General features: G+C 62.9%; 14 protein-coding genes. 7 read left to right on the top strand and 7 right to left on the bottom strand.

Features of this window, described 5'->3' with window-relative positions; all coding sequences use genetic code 11:
* Window positions 1-77 precede the first annotated feature (77 nt).
* From QMY55_RS13770 to QMY55_RS13745, 6 genes are all read left to right on the top strand, one after another.
* Window positions 78-2516, top strand: a complete 2439-nt coding sequence (locus QMY55_RS13770) for a TonB-dependent siderophore receptor (RefSeq protein ID WP_283484767.1) — start codon at window positions 78-80, stop codon at window positions 2514-2516.
* Window positions 2517-2624: 108 nt separating this feature from the next.
* Window positions 2625-2921 carry a hypothetical protein gene (locus QMY55_RS13765; RefSeq protein WP_283484766.1) on the top strand — a complete coding sequence of 99 codons (297 nt, stop codon included), beginning with the start codon at window positions 2625-2627 and terminating at the stop codon, window positions 2919-2921.
* A gap of 1 nt (window position 2922) precedes the next feature.
* Complete coding sequence (locus tag QMY55_RS13760; RefSeq protein ID WP_283484765.1) at window positions 2923-4608, top strand: PepSY-associated TM helix domain-containing protein; 1686 nt, start codon at window positions 2923-2925, stop codon at window positions 4606-4608.
* A complete protein-coding gene (locus QMY55_RS13755) occupies window positions 4605-4952 on the top strand; it encodes a DUF3325 domain-containing protein (protein ID WP_283484764.1) in 348 nt (115 codons plus the stop codon). Before QMY55_RS13760 ends, QMY55_RS13755 begins: the two co-directional genes overlap by 4 nt.
* 304 nt (window positions 4953-5256) lie before the next feature.
* Entirely contained in the window at window positions 5257-5961 is a 705-nt protein-coding gene (locus QMY55_RS13750; protein ID WP_283484763.1) for a YebC/PmpR family DNA-binding transcriptional regulator, read from the top strand.
* Between the two features lie 120 nt (window positions 5962-6081).
* Window positions 6082-7962 carry a hypothetical protein gene (locus tag QMY55_RS13745; protein WP_283484762.1) on the top strand — a complete coding sequence of 627 codons (1881 nt, stop codon included), beginning with the start codon at window positions 6082-6084 and terminating at the stop codon, window positions 7960-7962.
* 54 nt (window positions 7963-8016) lie between these two features.
* Here QMY55_RS13745 and QMY55_RS13740 read toward each other — a convergent pair whose 3' ends face one another.
* Complete coding sequence (locus tag QMY55_RS13740; RefSeq protein WP_283484761.1) at window positions 8017-8964, bottom strand: NAD-dependent epimerase/dehydratase family protein; 948 nt, start codon at window positions 8962-8964, stop codon at window positions 8017-8019.
* Between the two features lie 110 nt (window positions 8965-9074).
* Here QMY55_RS13740 and QMY55_RS13735 point away from each other — a divergent pair, with 110 nt between their 5' ends.
* The gene (locus tag QMY55_RS13735) at window positions 9075-9512 is read left to right on the top strand and encodes a MerR family transcriptional regulator (RefSeq protein WP_283484760.1); all 438 of its coding nucleotides are present in this window, start codon (window positions 9075-9077) and stop codon (window positions 9510-9512) included.
* On the opposite strand, the gene QMY55_RS13730 is transcribed toward QMY55_RS13735, so the two are convergent.
* From QMY55_RS13730 to QMY55_RS13705, 6 genes are all read right to left on the bottom strand, one after another.
* Window positions 9509-10195, bottom strand: coding sequence for a type 1 glutamine amidotransferase domain-containing protein (locus tag QMY55_RS13730; protein WP_283484759.1), 687 nt, complete (start codon window positions 10193-10195; stop codon window positions 9509-9511). The genes QMY55_RS13735 and QMY55_RS13730 overlap by 4 nt on opposite strands.
* Before the next feature lie 216 nt (window positions 10196-10411).
* On the bottom strand, window positions 10412-11044 hold the full coding sequence (upp, locus tag QMY55_RS13725; protein WP_003062768.1) for a uracil phosphoribosyltransferase: 633 nt from the start codon (window positions 11042-11044) through the stop codon (window positions 10412-10414).
* A 111-nt stretch (window positions 11045-11155) separates the two neighbouring features.
* Window positions 11156-12130 carry a threo-3-hydroxy-L-aspartate ammonia-lyase gene (locus tag QMY55_RS13720; RefSeq protein WP_283484758.1) on the bottom strand — a complete coding sequence of 325 codons (975 nt, stop codon included), beginning with the start codon at window positions 12128-12130 and terminating at the stop codon, window positions 11156-11158.
* Between the two features lie 154 nt (window positions 12131-12284).
* Window positions 12285-13169 carry an enoyl-CoA hydratase-related protein gene (locus tag QMY55_RS13715; protein ID WP_283484757.1) on the bottom strand — a complete coding sequence of 295 codons (885 nt, stop codon included), beginning with the start codon at window positions 13167-13169 and terminating at the stop codon, window positions 12285-12287.
* A 139-nt stretch (window positions 13170-13308) separates the two neighbouring features.
* Complete coding sequence (locus QMY55_RS13710; protein ID WP_283484756.1) at window positions 13309-14874, bottom strand: methyl-accepting chemotaxis protein; 1566 nt, start codon at window positions 14872-14874, stop codon at window positions 13309-13311.
* 265 nt (window positions 14875-15139) lie between these two features.
* The gene (locus QMY55_RS13705) at window positions 15140-16666 is read right to left on the bottom strand and encodes a helicase HerA-like C-terminal domain-containing protein (RefSeq protein ID WP_283484755.1); all 1527 of its coding nucleotides are present in this window, start codon (window positions 16664-16666) and stop codon (window positions 15140-15142) included.
* Window positions 16667-16714 lie beyond the last annotated feature (48 nt).

Genomic DNA, 16714 nt, shown 5'->3' with positions numbered 1-16714 from the left:
CCCTGAGACTTTTTTTCGATTCGCTTGGCAAAGGAGGTGAAACCCATCTCTTCACTTTTGCGCAAGGACCGTTCTTCATGCCCGCTTTCGAGGCTTCGCGCCCTGTTTTTCATCCGGTGGCCCAGGCTGTGCGTCTGGCCGTGCTTGGCTGCACCCTGGCGGCTGGCGCTGCCCATTCGGCCCAACCAGCATCCGCATCTGCGGCCTCAGCAACTGTCCAGAGCTACCAGATTGCCGCCGGCCCACTGGGTCGTGCGTTGGCGCAGGTGGCTGCGGCCTCTGGTGTGGCCCTGTCGTTTGACCCCGCGCTGACGCAGGGACTGAGCAGCCCCGCCGTCGTTGGCAGTTTCACGCCCCATGAAGCGCTGCGGCGCCTGCTGGCAAGTAGCCCACTTGTCCTGGTGCAGCGCCCCGACGGGAGCTACAGCCTGCAAAAGCAGCCCGCCGCACCAGTCTCCCGTGAGGAGGCCAGTCTGGCCGAGGTACAGGTGACAGCGCTGGTTGAGCGCAGCGCAGAAACGGAAGGCACGGGAAGCTATACCCAGACTGGCCCCAGCCGCACGGCTACGGGGCTGGGTCTGTCGCTGCGCGAGACGCCGCAATCGGTGAGCGTGATGACCCGCCAGCGCATGGATGACTTCCAGCTTGAGACATTGACCGAGGTGCTGGAGCAGACACCGGGCATCGGCGTCTATCGCCAGAACAATGCCACCGATTTTCAGGCCCGTGGCTCGACGGTGAACCTGCAGGTCGATGGAATGGCCCAGCTCACCAATGGTTGGTACTTTGTCACCAGCACCATGTACGCGCTGGACGATATGGCGGAAATGGACCGTGTCGAAGTGCTAAAAGGCTCGTCAGGTCTGGTCGTGGGCAAGGGCGGCTATGGCGCCACCGTCAATGTGGTTCGCAAGCGCCCCACACGCGAGTTCCAGGCCAGCATGCGGGTCAATGCGGGCAGTTGGGACACCTATCGTGCCCAGGCCGATGTGAGCGGTGCGCTCAACGAGACCGGAACGTTGCGTGGGCGTGTGGTGGCGTCCATGACGGATGCAGGCAGTTTTCGCGACCACGAAAAAAGCCGCAGCAAGATGCTGTTTGGCACGCTGGAAGCGGACCTGACGCCCGATACGCAGGTGAATCTGGGCTTCACCCTGCGCCAGCGCGAGGCCCGCGGTTTCGGCACGACCCGCCCCAACCAGCGCTACACCAGCAGCGGCGCGGAAGTGGCATGGTTGCCGGGCTCGTTCAACAACGGCGCACCCTGGTCGGGCTATGAGCAGCAGAGCAGCGAGCTGTTCGGCAGCATCGAGCAGCGACTGGCTCATGACTGGACGGCAACGCTCAAGTTCTTCCATCAGCGTGTGACCATGGACGACATGACGCTGGGCTATCTGTGGAACAGCACGACAGCGGCCTACCTGCCCTGGCAGGACGTGGAAAACCGCAACTGGTCGGTGAATCTGGACGTCAAAGGCCCGTTCACCCTGCTGGGCCGCACCCATGAGCTGCTGGCTGGCGTGGGCATGTCGCGCTACCACAGCGGTCTGCTCTATGGCAGCTCGAAGAATGCTTCGCTGGCCAATCTGGGGCTGGTCTATGCTCAGGGTGGCGGCGCGCTGTTGCGACCCGATTTCAGCAACTGGAAATACGACCGGCATGAATTCAACCAGCGCCAGCGCTACGCCTATGCCGCGGGCCGTTTTCGACTCAGCGACCCCTTGCAGCTGATTGCGGGCCTGCGTGTGACTCAGTATCGCCAGCAGGATGTGACGCCGACCTGGTGGAACTACGATATGCGCGAGACGGTGAACACACCTTATGCGGGCCTGGTCTACGAGCTGAACCCCAATGTGTCGCTCTATGGCAGTTACGCCACCATCTTCCAGCCGCAAAGTGCCCAGGACGAGCAGGGCCGGGTGCTGGACCCAGAGCAGGGAAAGACCTATGAGGTGGGCGCCAAGGGCGAGTTCTTCGACAAGCGACTCAACGCCAGCATTGCCCATTTCTGGATGAAGACCATCAATACGGCGCAGGAGACTGGCGGCTTCACGCCCGGCGGGGACATGGCTTACCGGGCGGTGAACAGCGCTACCCGGCATGGCTGGGAGCTGGAGCTGTCTGGCGAGTTGGCCCGGGGCTGGCAGGTGCAAGGCAGTCTTGTGCAGCAAAACAACTCGCTGTCCAGCGCCAGCCTGTACCCGAAGCACCAGCTCAAGCTGGGCAGTAGCTACCGCTTCGACCATGGCGCGCTGCGTGGCTTGACCGTGGGTGCATCGACCCGCTGGCAGAGCAAGACCTCGGTCAGCGACAGTCACAACTCCCTGGGGCAAAAGTCCTATGCCGTGCTGGATTTGATGGCGCGCTACCAGGTGGACAAGCACCTGTCCTTCAGCCTGAACGTGAACAACGCGCTGGACAAACAGTATTTCTCCGGTGTCAGCAGCCTGGGCGGCCTGTACTACACCTGGGGCGCACCGCGCAGCGTGAGTCTGGGCGCACGTTACGACTTCTGATTGGTTGGTTGCCAGGCATGGCTCCTTAGCCACTGCCAGAGGCGGCCGCATCGCTGTTTCTGTTCCTGATTCACTGGCTTTTCGCATTCAGCTCGAGGTAACCGCAGCATGACTCTTTCCTTCGCCGCCCATTCGGGCCTGTCTCTGTTGTCTCGCCTGCTGGCTGCGGTGCTGGGAGGCTATGCACTCGCCAGCGCACTGGCCCTGTGGCTGGGCGCGGTCTTGCCGGCGCCCCGTGCCGAAGCCGTGCTGGCCGGCATCCAGTGGAGCTTTGCGGCCCATGTGGCGGCAGTGATCTGGGCTTTCTCGCCAGTGTCACCAAGCCGCGTCTGGGGTGGCTTGCTGACGCTGGTGGCTCTGCTGCTGGCGGCCAGCGTGGTGCTGGGCCCTGCGGGAGGCGGCTGATATGGGTACCACCGCTTCTGGTCGCGGCGCGGGTCAGGGCCGCTTTCGCCAGGCGCAGGCCTGGTTGCACACCTGGTGCGGACTGTGGTTTTCGTGGTTGCTGTTCGCCATCTTTCTGACTGGCACGCTGGCAGTGTTCGAGGAGCCCATCAGCCACTGGATGACGCCTGAGCACCATGCCGAAGAAGCAGCTGCGCGGCACGCAGCACCGGGAGACAGCGGGGGCACCATGGCTCAGCGCCTGGCATGGGGGCTGGCGTATATGGAGCAGCATCATCCTGGCGCAGAGATGTGGGAGCTGTGGCCGGCCGATGCACGGGGCGCGGGCAATCTGACCGTGTACTGGTTTGATGCCGCCCGTGCCTATGCCCAGGCGCGCCTGGATCCGGTGACCGGCGAAGCTCTGTCGGCCCGCCCCAAGACGGGGCGCGACACGCTGGGCGGTCACCATTTTGTCGATTTTCACTACCGGCTGCATGCTGGGAATGTGGGGCTGTGGCTAGTGGGCATTGCCGCTTTGGCCATGCTCGTGGCTCTGGTGAGCGGGGTCATCACGCACCGGCGCATCTTTCAGGATTTCTTCACCTTCCGCCCGCGCAAGGGGCAGCGCAGCTGGTTGGACGCTCACAACGCCGCCGGCGTGCTGACCTTGCCCTTTCAGCTGATGATTGTCTATACCGGCCTTGCGATCTCCGGCGTGAGCTTTATGCCGACAGGCGTACATGCTTTTTTTTGCGAGGGCAAGGACGGGGTCCGGGCTTATTACGCGGCGTTGAACGAGCCCGGCAAGCCGGCGCGCTCCGGCCAACCCATGGCCGTGCCGGATCTGGAGCCATTCGTGCAGCGTGGCCAACAGCTCATGGGCCAGCCCGTGCGAGCCGTGGTGATTGAGCACCCCGGTGATGCACAGGCCCGTATTGGCGTATATGGCTGGAACGATGAGGAAAGTCTGCTGCGGCGCCTGAACGAGAACAGCGGCATGGCCCTGTTTTCGGCTGCGACTGGCGAGTTGCTCCAGGTGCGGCTGCCAGGCCAGGTGGATGGCGGCGGTGCTGCGCTGGCGAAGTCCGTCATGGGCAGCTTGCACACACTGAAGTACGGCGGGCTGGCGCTCAAGTGGCTGTACTTTCTGTGCGGCCTGGCGGGCTCGGCCATGCTGGCCACAGGGGCCGTGCTGTTCATGGTCAAGCGCCGCTCCAGGCACCAGGGCGAGTTTGGCCGGGCCACGGCCAGGGTGTACCGGTGGATAGAGGCGCTGAATGTGGCTGCCATTGCCGGGCTGGCGCTGGCCTGCATTGGCTATCTATGGGCCAACCGCCTGCTGCCGCTGGATCTGGCGCATCGCCATGACGGGGAGCTGGCCGTGTTCTTTGGTCTGTGGTTGCTGGCACTGATGCACGGCCTGTGCCGACCACCCGTTGCGGCCTGGAAAGAGCAACTGGCGGCCCTGGCCGCCCTGTGCCTGCTGCTGCCTGTGCTCAATGGCCTGTCCGTGGGCGACCATGTGCTGGCCCAGATAGATCGCGGCGACTGGGAAAGCGCCGGGGTGGAGTTGGTAGCGCTCAGTTTTGGCGTGCTGGCTTTGCTGGCGTTGCGCGCAATGTCCCAACCCAAGGTAGCCAGAGTCCCTACACATCAAAAGGTAGGGCAGCTGAAGCCACAGGAGCAGAGGGGAGAGGGCGTATGACGACCTTGATGGCATCGCTGCTGGCCTGGGCCCTGGCTTTTGCTGGAATGGCGACCCTCGCGCTGGCCATGGAGCGCCACCATGGAGCACTGGACTGCCGCTTGGACTTGACACCCTGGCGCTGTCGAATGTTGCGCGCTGGTGGTGTGTTGCTGTTGGCAACTGCCGCCGGCCCTTGCGTGCAGGCCTGGGGCGGCCAGGTCGGCATGGTGGCCTGGCTGGGCCACTTGTCCGCCGGAGCCTTGCTCACAGTGGCAGGACTTGCTGTCATGCCCAGGGTGGTGGCAGTGGCTGCACCGGCCGCAACCCTGGCCGCGCTATGTGCCTGGTTCTGGGCGGCCTAAGAGCTTGTCTACGATCTCCAGCGCGGCTGCGTAGCTGAACCTCGACTCCTGGCTGCTGGCGCTGGCAGGCCTGGTGGCGACCGTTCTACCCTGGATCCATCTGAATCTTCTTCGCTCCAAAAATCTGCTGGGTTGAGCGGGTGCGAGGAGGCGTATCGGCCGGCTTTGGCATGAAGCCATGTCAAGAACTTGGCAACAGGCCAACCTTGGCGGCTTGGCGGGTGTATAAATTGCGGTTCGAGTTTTTCTGCGGATGGGTGCGCTGTGCGTCCATCCCCCACCAAATCAACAAGGAATCGCACCCATGGGCGCGCAATGGAAAGCAAAGGGCAAGGCGCTGGTCGCTGATGCCAAGGGCAAGCTGTTTGGCAAGCTGGTCAAGGAAATCATGGTCGCCGCCCGTCTGGGCGGCGGCGACCCCGCTGCCAACTCGCGCCTGCGCATGGCGGTGGAAGCAGCCCGCAAGGCCTCCATGCCCAAGGACACGCTGGATCGCGCCATCAAGAAGGGCTCGGGCGCTGGCGCCGACGCCGTGAACTACTCCAGCGTGCTGTTCGAGGGCTACGCCCCCCACCGCGTGCCCGTGATGGTCGAGTGCCTGACCGACAACCCCAACCGTACGGCCCCCAATATGCGCGTGTGCTTCCGCAAGGGCCAGATGAGCGCCGTGGCATGGGACTTTGACCATGTGGGCATGATCGAAGGCGAACCCGAAAACGGCGCCGACGTGGAAATGGCCGCCATCGAAGCCGGTGCCCAGGACTTCGAGCCTGCTGATGACGAAGGCGTGACGCTGTTCATCACCGAGTCCACCGATCTGGACTTGGTGAGCAAGGCTCTGCCCGCTCATGGCATCAAGGTGCTGTCGGCCAAGCTGGGCTACAAGGCCAAGAACCCCATCAGCATGTCCAGCCTGTCCGCCGAGCAGCAGGAAGAAGTGCAGGACTTTCTGGCCGGCCTGGAAAACGACGACGACGTGCAGCATGTCTACGCCGGTCTGGTGGACTGAAATAGTCTCTCTATTTTCCAAAGAGGGCGGCCTGGGGCCGCTCTTTTTTTGTCCAGATCAATGGGCGGGCTGCGGCTTTCTATACTGCAAGGCTACGGAACTGCCTTGTTGATTGTCTTCATGTATTTTTTGCCCCGCATTCCTGCGCTTGTTTCCTTGCCCACTTCCTTGTCGGCCTCGCTGTCCGTTTTTGCCCTGACCGCGCTGCTGGCCCTGCCGCCAATATTGCACGCGGCCGAGTCGACCAGGCAGGCGCAGCAGCCTGCCGAGCAGGATTCGCCTTTTTTCAAGCAGCGCCGAGCCATCGTCGAGGCCGCCCAGGCCAAGCGTTGGGACGATGCCATTGCCCAGGCACGCAAGCTGCTGGAGATGACACTGCCACGCGGCAATCCCTATGAGCAGCTGGATGCCTCCGATCTGCTCTATGCCTTGCTCTATCAGCAGGGGCTGTATGCGCAGGCCGTGGCGCAGACCGATCAGATGATGGCATTGGCCGCGACAGACGGTTATGACCCGGTGAACGGCCAGATGCAGGCGCTGATCCAGCGCGGCCTGGCGGCTGCCATGATGGCCGATGACAAGAGTGCATTGACGCGTTATCTGCAGGCGTTGAAGCAGGAGTCCAAGCCTTTTGCGCCACTGTGGCAATGGGATACGGCGCGCAACCAGCTGCACTATCAGGCGGCGCAGTTCAGCGTGCCGCTGGTGCAGGGGCGCTGGGTTCTGTTTCAGCTGGAACCCGCCAAGGATCGCAAGGACATCGCCCATCTCGAATATCTCTATCTGAAGCCCGATGGCCGCCGCCTGCTGGCCCGCATTCGGCTCGGCTATGAAGAGCGGGTAACAGACATGGATGCGCCGGCCAAACAGCAATGGCTACGGGACAGGCAGGACATTTTTGCCAGAGAACAGGTGCCCGAGCCATCAATCAAACTGCCCGCGCTGCCGTTTGCCGATGCCGTGCAAAGCCAGCAGGCCGGCCGTGAGAAAAGAGAGGAACGGCCAGATGTCCTGCATCTGGACTGGGCCCTGCTGCGCGGCAACTGGAGCCTGAGTCTGGGGGCAGAGCAGTCGGATAGCGAGCGTGATACCGCGCTGCAGCAACTGCCCCAGCTCTGGCAGGCCATCCAATGGCCCAAAGCGCCCGAGTTGCCGCCGCAACTGCCGCGCCAGGAGCGCGAGGTGACCAGTGCCTGGCAAGCCGATGAAGACTGGCCCAAGGCCGGCCAACTGGCCCGCGCAGCCCTGGCGGATGCCCAATATCCAGCCGAGCTGGCGCGCCTGAATACGGTGGCGGGCATCTCGGCCTTCAAGGCCGGTCAGCAGGCCGAGGCCAGCCGCTATCTGGAGCAGGCACTCAAGGCCTGGCCCTATGTCAGCCTGTTCAGGCTGGAGTCCGAGCTCGTGGACCAGGCCCAGCAATACGGGGCCGAGCTGGCGGCGCTGCAGGGCCGCGAGGCCGACGCTGCGCGGCTGATGCGCCAGTACCTGCGCAATGCCGGTGGGCTGCAGAACATCTGGGGCCAGGCCCGGAACCCGCAAGTGGCCGAGCTTGAAAACCGCCGCACAGGCATGGTGCTGCCCATGCGTGCAGCAGGCTTTCATCTGCAGGAGCCGCGGGATTCGCAGCGCATGATGTACCGCGATCTGATGACCGAGCAGCAACTGGGTCTGACCACGGGGCTGAAGATTCCCGACTCCGATGCGGCGCAGGAAAAGCTGCTGCGCACGGCGCTGGAAAAGCAGTTCCACCTCAAGGTGGGCACTTTGAAAAAGCGCGGCTTTGCCCCGCAGGTGCGCAGCAAGGAGCGCAAGCCTGAAGGCCGTCAGTGGACGTTTGAAGTCAGTCCGCAGGAGCCCAAGCCGGGCGTGGCCCCCGTCAAGCGCGTGATCTTCTGGATGGTCGACCAGGGTACAAGCCGCTCCATCCTTCGAGCCTCCGTGACCACGCCGCGTGAGGAAACCCGAGCCGAGCAATTGGCTCAGGCGCTGAGCTGGTAAATCCTCAAATAGGAGTGATTTTTTAATAGCTGCTGGCGCATGATGGGTAAGGATTCAGGGCTGATTTTGTTGAAATTCCTCGGCAATTAGCGCCAGCCCCTGCTGATAGCGGGTCACGGCAAACTCCGGAAAAGCTTGTTTGAACTTGCTGGAGTCAAATAGATTGTCATGGGCATAGCGGGGCAGCAGCTCCCGCAGCTCGGCCACGGGCCTGGAGATCAGGCCCGCGGCGTTCAGCGCCCAGCGGGACAGCACGTGATGGCGCGAAGAAGTGGAGGCGCGGCCAAAGCTCTGGCCGGCCCACTGAATCAGCTGCCGGTAGGTGGGGCGATCATCGTCGCAGGGCAGATGCCAGGTCTGGCCGTAGGCCTCGGGCGTATTGCCCAGCAGCGCCAGGGCCCGGCTGGCATCGGGCGTCCAAATCAGGGTGCGCAGCCGGTCGTCACGCACGGGGGCCAGCGGCGTCTTGCCAGCCTTGAGCCGGTCGATCACCAGGGTGTTGGTAATGCTCTGCGTCTGGGCCGGACCATAGAACTCGGGCGCCCGGGCAATCAGCACGGGAATCTCGCCGCGCGTCATTTCCGAGAGCACCATCTGGGCCATGGCAGCGCGCACCTGGCCTTTGCGGCCCACAGGGGCAAAAGCCGTGGTCTCGGTCTGCAGGCGTTCATCCTGCGGATACATATAGGTGTTGTCGAAATAGACAAAGCGGGCACCCGCGGCGCGGCTGGCCGCCAGCGCATTGCGCAGCATGGTGGGGAACTGCCGTTCCCACAGCTCGGTATCCGGCGGCAAGCCGGCGGTGAAATAGACGATGTGGCTGCCTTGCACGGCCTGTCGGGTTTGCTCGGCATCGAGCAGGTTGGCCGCTTGCAGCAGATTGCTTTCGTGCACGAGGCGAGGATTGCGGCTGACCAGCTTCAATGGCCCGGGCCGACTGCGCTGCAGTTCGCGCGCCAGCTCGATGGCGATCTGGCCGTTGGCGCCCAGAATGGTTTGCATGGTTGGTATTCCTTGACTGCGATATTCATTGCGATGCCCACTAGCCTAAGTTTGAACCTTGGTTCAAGGTCAAGCGTTTCAAGCTCGGAGGATTCACAGAAAATACGCTGATGAAAATTGGAGAACTGGCCCAGCGCACCGGTCTTGCCGCATCGCGTATCCGCTTTTATGAGCGCATCGGTCTGCTGCGGCCGCCGCAGCGCCAGGCCAATGGCTACCGCAGTTATCCCGAAGAGGCCGTGGTGACTCTGGGGCTGATCGCCACGGCACAGCAAGCCGGCTTCAGCCTGGAGGAGTTGCGTCAGTTGCTGCCCGGCAATCTGTCGCAGTGGCGGCATGATGAGCTGCTGGGCACTCTCCGACAGAAAGTGGCCAGCATTGATCAGCTGCTGGCGCAGCTCACACGAAACCGGGCGGAACTGCAGGCGCTGATGGTGCAGATAGAGGCCAGGCCTCAGGGCCTGGACTGCGCGGGCAATGCCAGACGTGTGATTGCGCAGATGCAGCTGCCCGGCCGCAAGAAAAAGTCTGGCGAGGCTGCGGATTAGCCCAGTTGCTGCACCACGGCCTGAGCCGTGGCCCTGGCAGATTGCGGGTTCTGGCCGGTGATCAGGCGCCCGTCGACCACCACCTTGGACACAAACGGCAGCCAGGCTTTTTCATACAGGGCGCCGCGCTCGCGCATGCGGGCCTCGGCGTCATAAGGTACTTTGCGGGCCACGCCCGCCAGCATTTCCTCCCGCCAGGAAAAGCCCGTCAACCTGCGGCCCTGCACCAGCCATTGTCCGTTGCTCAGCCGGGTTTCCAGCAGTCCGCAATACCCGTGGCAGACGGCAGCGACCACGCCGCCGTGCTCATAGATGTCGCGGGTGATGCGCTGCAGCGGCTGCGAGCCTGGAAAGTCCCACATCACCGCATGGCCGCCGGTGAAGTAGATGGCGTCGAAGTCCTGGGCTCTGATGTCGTTTGCGGCGGCCGTGTGCCTGAGCAAATCCATGCGCCCGGCATCGGCCAGCCAGGCTCTGGCCGTGCCGTCCAGATTCGGCCATTTGAGGGAGCGCGGCTCCAGCGGGGCAGCGCCGCCCTGCGGGCTGGCCAGGGTTTGCACATAGCCTTGCCCGGCAAACAGATCCCAGGCGTGGCTGAGTTCGGACAGCCACAGTCCCGTAGGCTGGCTAGGGTCCGTGTAGTGCGCAACATTGGTGACGACATGAAGAATGCGTGGCGGCATGGCAGGGATTCCTGAAGAGACAAGGCCATGACGCAAACTTAAGCTTGAAGCAGGGTTGAAGGTCAAGTCCGGTGGCTTTTGCATAGGCCGCCGGATTGGGGAATTCCTGATTTGATAGCTTTGGGCGCTTGACTGGTAAGCGCTTCAAGCGTTTCTTGCATAAAAAAGCCCCAGGGTATGAACCATGGGGCTTTTTGTCGGGAACGAGTTGGGTGCTTACTTGGTGCCAAAGATGCGGTCACCGGCATCGCCCAGGCCGGGCAGGATATAGCCATGGCTGTCCAGCTCACGGTCCACGGCGGCGGTGTAGATGTCGACGTCGGGGTGGGCGGCCTGCATGGTCTTCACGCCTTCGGGGGCGGCCAGCAGGCACATGAACTTGATGGACTTGGGAGCGCTCTTGTCCTTGAGCTGCTGCACGGCGGCCACGGCCGAGTTGCCGGTGGCCAGCATGGGATCGACCACGATCACGTCGCGCTCACCCATGTTTTCGGGCATCTTGTAGTAGTACTCGACGGGCTTGAGAGTCTCGGGGTCGCGGAACAGGCCGATGTGGCCGATGCGCGCGCCGGGCACCACGTTGAGCATGCCGTCCAGGAAGCCGTTGCCGGCGCGCAGGATGGAGACCAGAGCCAGCTTCTTGCCGTCAATGACCTTGCCCATGGTCTTTTCCATGGGGGTTTCGATCTCGACGTCCTGCAACGGGAAGTCGCGTGTCAGCTCATAGGCCATCAGCGTGGACAGCTCGCCCAGCATGCGGCGAAAGCTGTTGGTCGATGCTTCCTTGCGGCGCATCAGCGTCAGCTTGTGCTGGACCAGGGGGTGGTCGATCAAATGCAAAGTGCTCATGTTCTTGGTCTTTGAGTTGAAAAGCGGCAGGCGCGCTTGTGGCTGCAGCCTGCCTGCAAACAGGGATTGCTTGAGATGCGGAGCATTCCGCAGCAGCGCTTATTTTCGCCTTCAGTCGGACAGCAGGCTGGCAAAAAGCTGTAAATCCACATTGCCGCCGCTGATCACAATGCCAACGCGCTTGCCTTTGAGTGGCAGGCCGGCATGGATGGCTGCTGCCAGCGAGAGCGCGCCCGTGGGCTCGACCACGATCTTCATGCGCTCGGCATAAAAGCGCATGGCTTCGACCAGTTGCTCGTCGCTGACGGTGACGACCTCGCTTACGCGCTGCTCGATGATGGCAAAGGTCAGATCGCCGGGCGCCTGGGTCTGGGCGCCATCGGCGATGGTGTGGGGCGTGGCTATCTTGACGATATGACCGGCGCGCAGCGATTGCTGTACGTCGTTGCCCGCTTCGGGCTCCACGCCTATGACCTTGCAGTCGGGGGCCAGCGCGTTGGCCGACAGCAGGCTGCCAGAGAGCAGGCCGCCACCGCCCAGGCAGACAAACAGGTAGTCAAGGTCCGGGGCTTCTTCCAGCAGTTCCTTGACGGCCGTGCCCTGGCCGGCAATCACGTCGCGGTGGTTGTAGGGGGGGATCAGCGTCATGCCGCGCTCGGTCGCCAGCTTGTGGGCGATGGCCTCGCGGTCTTCGGTGAAACGGTTGTAGGTGACGACCTGGGCACCATAGCCGCGTGTGGCCGCCATCTTGGAGGCAGGCGCATCCTCGGGCATGACGATCAGGGCCGGCATGTCCAGCAACTGGGCCGCCTGGGCAATGGCCTGGGCATGATTGCCCGAGGAGAAGGCCAGGGCACCGCCCTCGCGCTGCTCGGGGCTGAACTGGGACAGGGCGTTGTAGGCGCCGCGAAATTTGAAAGCACCGATGCGCTGCAGGTTCTCGCACTTGAAGAACAGGCGTGCGCCCAGCTGGTCGTCCATGGTGCGGCTGGTCAGCACGGGCGTGCGGTGGGCCACACCCTGCAGGCGCTTGGCCGCAGCCACAACATCGTCATAGGTGGGAAGCTGCTGGGGGGTGATGCTCATGGTATTCAGGCGAAGTGAAAGACTGAGTCCATGATAGCGGGGCAGGGCGAGCGGGAGCGCATGCGCAGCATGTGGATGCGCTGGTCCGGATTTGAAGGGGTTTCAGTGAAATTGGCTTCAAACCCTTGCTGGTCAAGCGCTGGAAGCTATGAAATCAGGAAGATTCATCTGAGACTCTCCATGCGCGCAGTGGCTCCAGTGGCGGAAAATCGCCGGCGCGCTTGGCCTGCATGGCACTTACGGCTTCCATGACATGCTGGTTGCTCCAGATGCCGCTCTGCACCCAGCCCATTTGCTGCAGCGAATCCTGCACGCTGTGGTCGCGCGCGTAGTTGATGACCTGCTTGCTGCCCCAGATGGCTACGGGCGGCTTGGCCGCGATTTCGCGGGCACAGGCCAGGGCCGCGGTGACCGTGGCCTCGGGCGTTTCGTAGACCGCGTTGACCAGGCCGTAGTTGGCGGCTTCCTGAGCGCCCATGCGCCGACCTGTATAAGCCAGTTCCTTGACGATGCCCAGAGGCATGAGCTTGGGCAGGCGTTGCAGGCTGCCCAGATCGGCCGTCATGCCGATATTGATTTCCTGCACGCAGAAAAATGCCTCGCGGCTGGCGTAGCGTATGCAGGCCGTGGCCACCAGATCGAGCCCGCCGCCCACGCAGCCGCCCTGTATGGCGCAGATCACGGGCATGCGCAGGGCTTCGAGCTTGTTGAAGGTTGACTGCAGCTGGGCCAGCGTGTCGATGATGGCGGCCCGCCCTTCGGGCGTGCGATCGTTGGGGGCGAAGTTCGGGTCGGCAAAGGTGTCCAACGCCATGCCGGCACAGAAATGCTTGCCTGTGCTGCTGATGACCAGGGCGCGAGATTCGCCGCTGCGGTGCAGCGTGTCCAGTATCTGGTCCAGCTCCTGCCAGAACTTGGGGTTCAGGGTGTTGAGGGCATCGGGGCGGTTGAGCACCAGATGGGCAATGTGATCGACCAGGTCCAGGCGAAAGCTGCTCAGATCGGTGGTCGGCAAGAAGTCGTCAGAGATATGGGGCATGAAGACATGTTGTCTCTCTGTTCAAGCCCTGCCAGTCACTTGCGTGACGGCCCGAAGTGCCCCAGACCATTTTCTGCAGGCCGCTCCTTATGGAAATGGCCCGGCCAGCAGAAAAGGTCACGAAGAAGTTGGATCAGGACTATAGCGATGGGACCGTGCTGCTCTGGACCTTGAACACGGCGACCATGCCGGTCAGACGCTGGGCTTGGTCGCGCAGCGAAATGGCGGCAGCCGTGGATTCCTCGACCAGGGCTGCGTTCTGCTGCGTCATCTGGTCCAGATTGGTCACGGCCTGGTTGACCTGGCTGATGCCGTCGTGCTGCTCCGTGGCAGAAGCGCTGATCTCGCCAATCATGTCGGAGACCTTGCTGACGCTGCTGACGATCTCCTCCATCACGCGGCCCGCCTGGTTGACCTGGTCGGCGCCTTCGTGGGCAGCGTTCACGGAAGTGTTGATGAGCGCCTTGATTTCCTTGGCGGCTTCGGCGCTGCGATGAGCCAGGGCGCGCACTTCGCTGGCCACCACGGCAAAGCCACGGCCTTGCTCACCGGCACGCGCCGCCTCGACGGCAGCATTGAGGGCCAGGATATTGGTCTGAAAGGCGATGGAGTCGATCACGCCGATGATGTCGGAGATGCGGTGGGCGCTTTCGCTGATGCGGCCCATGCTGCTGACCACGGACTGCACCACATGACCGCCGCGCTGGGCCGCTTGTGCGGCGTTGCCCGCCAGATGGGTGGCCTGGCGCGCGGTGTCCGAGGCCTGGGCGACGGTGGCGGTCAGCTGCTCCATGCTGGCAGCTGTTTCTTCCAGATTGGAGGCAGTCTGTTCGGTGCGTGCGGACAGGTCGTGGTTGCCTGTGGCGATTTCCGTTGACGCGGTGCTGATGGAATGCACGCTGTCGCGCACATCGGTCACCAGGCCGCGCAGTTGCGCTGCCATCGCGGAGACGGAATTCAGCAGGTTGCCGAATTCATCGTGGCGATGGTTGCTGGCTGTCACGGTAAGGTCGCCCTGGGCGATGGCCTGGGTCAGTTCCACGGCCTGATTCAGCGGCTGGGTGATGGAGCGGGTCAGCGTCAGAGCCAGGCCCAGCGCTGCCAGCAGCACCATGGCCTGCACGGCCCAGGACAGCCAGATCGCTTTTTGCTGGGCCTGCTGCAGCTGCAGATTGGCGGCGTCGCGCTGCTGCTCCTGCAGCTTCACAAAGTCCTGCAGCGAACTGGCATAGCGGCCAATGGCTCCCAGGTATTGCTGGCGGATGAAGCTGCGCATGGCTTCGATATCTCCGCTCAGCTTGATTTCACGGGCCTGCTTGTTCAGCGCCAGAACTTCGGAGCGTATGGCGGCAATCTGCTGCAGAGCGGCCTTGTCGGCGTCGCTTTGCGCCAATTCGATGATCTGGGCCTGCAGCGCAGCGTTGACGGCCACGCCTTGCTTGACGCGCTCGTCCATGCTCTGGGTCAGCGCCTCGTCGGTAGTCATATTGCTGGTGAGCACGCGCTCGCCCGTGGTTTCCGTCGCACCTTTCCACTGGAGGGCGAGGTTGATGCGGTTGTCATAGTCGGCCAGGGTATGCATGCCGGTTTGCATGGCCTGGGAGGCCGCGTGCTGGTTCCAGAGCGAGACGGCCAGCATCATGGCCAGAAGTCCGCCGAGTGTGCACCACAGCTTGGTGGATACACGCCATTGATTGAATTGCATTGGCTGAAAACTTGCAAAAGCACTGCCAGGCCCGCGCGGCACAGAGGGTGGCAGCGGGGCTGATCAGTGTGGTTAGCGTAGATGGAAGAAGCGGCTGTGTGTCTGCAGACAAGCAGCGCGCAGATGTCCAAGAGAGCGGTGGCGGGCACCGAAGAGATGGACTTTTATGTATCGACATAATGACAGCCATCTTGAGGATTTTTTGCAAAAACCATGAAAAAGGCCTGCGGATGCAGGCCTTGATCGCGGTGGAAAAGCTTGAATCTCAACGCTTTTTATTGCCCAGAATGCCACCGAGCACGCCACGCAGAATTTCCTTGCCCAGGTTGTTGCCCACGGTGCGCATGGTGGACTTGGCCATGGTCTGGACCAAGCCATCGTGCTGGCCGCCGCGCGGGCCGGTGCGGCCGAACAGCAGCTCCTTGAGGCCATCCATCATGGAGTCCGTAGCACCAGCCTGCTGGGTTGCTCCCGCTGCCGCAGGTGCTTCGCCAGGCTTGGCTGGAGTGGCGCTGCCTGCGCGGTCGCGCAGGATCTCGAAGGCAGATTCGCGATCGACCATCTCTTCATAAACGCCTGCAACCAGGGAGCTGCCGATCAGTGCCTTGCGCTGTTCGACCGTGATGGGGCCGATCTGGCTGCCGGGCGGGATCACGAATACCCGCTCGGTCACGCTGGGTCGGCCTTTCTCGTCGAGGAAGCTGATCAGCGCCTCGCCCACTGCCAGTTCGGTAATGGCGGCTGCAATATCGAGTCCAGGGTTGGGGCGCATGGTAGACGCTGCCGAAGCCACGGCCTTCTGGTCGCGCGGGGTGAAGGCGCGCAAGGCGTGCTGCACGCGGTTGCCGAGCTGGCCCAGCACGGAATCTGGGATGTCCAGCGGGTTCTGGGTCACGAAATACACGCCCACGCCCTTGGAACGAACCAGACGCACAACGAGCTCGATACGTTCGATCAGCACCTTGGGCGCATCGTTGAACAGCAGGTGAGCTTCGTCGAAGAAGAAGACCAGCTTGGGCTTTTCGGGGTCGCCGATTTCGGGCAGCTGCTCGAACAGCTCGGACAGAAGCCACAGCAAAAATGTCGAGTACAGGCGCGGCGCATTCATGAGCTTGTCGGCCGCCAGGATGTTGACCACGCCCATGCCGTTGGCATCGGTCTGCATCAAATCATTGATGTCTAGCATGGGCTCGCCAAAGAACTTGTCGCCGCCCTGGGATTCTATGGTCAGCAGTCCGCGCTGGATGGCGCCCACGCTGGCCGAGCTGATGTTGCCGTACTGCGTGGTGAACTGCTTGGCGTTGTCGCCCACATATTGCAGCATGGCGCGCAGGTCCTTGAGGTCCAGCAGCAGCATGCCGTTGTCGTCGGCAATCTTGAAGACCAGATTGAGCACGCCCATCTGGGTGTCATTGAGATTGAGCATGCGCCCGATCAGGAGCGGTCCCATATCCGAGATGGTGGCGCGCACGGGGTGGCCCTGCTCGCCGAACACATCCCATAGCGTGGCCGGGCAGGCCAGAGGATCGGGCAGGGCAATGCCCCGGTCCTTGAGCGAAGCCGCGAGCTTGTCGCCGATCTTGCCGCTCTGGCTGATGCCGCTGAGGTCGCCCTTGACGTCGGCCATGAAAACAGGAACGCCAATCTGCGAGAAGCTTTCAGCCAGTTTTTGCAGGGTGACGGTTTTGCCGGTACCTGTGGCGCCAGTGATCAGTCCATGTCGATTGGCGAGTCCGGGCAGCAGTGCGCATTCTGTGGCAGAGTGCTGGGCAATCAAAAGGGGTGAGGCCATTTCGGGTTTCCTCTGAGGGGGGCTTGCAGTCAAAAGTAAAATCGCTCC

Origin of the sequence: Comamonas resistens, assembly GCF_030064165.1 — a bacterium.
GTDB lineage: Bacteria > Pseudomonadota > Gammaproteobacteria > Burkholderiales > Burkholderiaceae_C > Comamonas > Comamonas resistens.
This window is presented reverse-complemented; position numbering and strand designations above follow the sequence as displayed.